1 protein-coding gene is annotated in these 881 nt (G+C 23.8%); it reads left to right on the top strand.

The window, feature by feature from the left end:
* Positions 1 to 261: hypothetical protein (locus tag A8C32_RS20540; RefSeq protein ID WP_165605794.1), on the top strand; the 261-nt coding region annotated here is incomplete at its 5' end.
* Positions 262 to 881 lie beyond the last annotated feature (620 nt).

The raw sequence follows: 881 nt of genomic DNA, 5'->3' as shown, positions 1-881 counted from the left end.
AACAAAGAGAAAGAAACAACCATATACAAACCATATACAAGACAAGAAAATGGTGTTATTTATATAACAAAGTTTGCCCCAAACCTTAAATCATTAAATATCACCATTTACAAAAGCTTTAATGGCGATTTTGAATTATTACATTCTGAAAAAATTAAAGATGTTCAAGTAATCCAAAAAGCTTACAAATTAGAAAAAGGAAATTACAAAATAGTATTAAACTCGGATAATAACGAGTACACGGAATTCATTAATAATTAGTTTTAATGTCTTATTTAGTTTAGTTTAGTTAAAAAAAGTGGGCTGTGGTGGTTCACTTTTTTTTATTCCCCCTTTATTTTCCCATCATTTTTACTTATTCGCAATTACTTTCTTTTTTTACTACAAATACCACTCTTTAAAATACGCTTCTCCAAATAACCCTTTCAATAAAACTGATTTCTATATAAGCCTTTTTATAACAAAATATCTAGTTTCTTTTTTATGAAGTTAAAAGTTCTATTTTCAAGAAAATGGAGAAGATGTTTTCATCTTTTTGATTTAAGATTACACTCAAAGATTTATATTTTTCATATAAAAAACAACCCAAAATCTATTTAATCAATTACAATTTTATATATAACAAAATATTTATAAATTCTAATCATCATTATTACATATTTTCATTAAATTCTAAATACTCCTCCTCTTATAAAATTTACAATTCCTATTAGATAATATGCTTAATTACCACCCTAATATTCTATATTGATTTAACTCAAAAAAGACAGGTAAAATAGCATACAAATACATCAATACCAATGTTTTGATAACTGAATTTCCGTTATACATTTGTAGTGTTAAACAGTATTAAATATAACATTATGAAAAACGTAATCAAA

The sequence above is a fragment of the Flavivirga aquatica genome, from assembly GCF_001747085.1.
GTDB lineage: Bacteria > Bacteroidota > Bacteroidia > Flavobacteriales > Flavobacteriaceae > Algibacter_C > Algibacter_C aquatica.
This window is presented reverse-complemented; position numbering and strand designations above follow the sequence as displayed.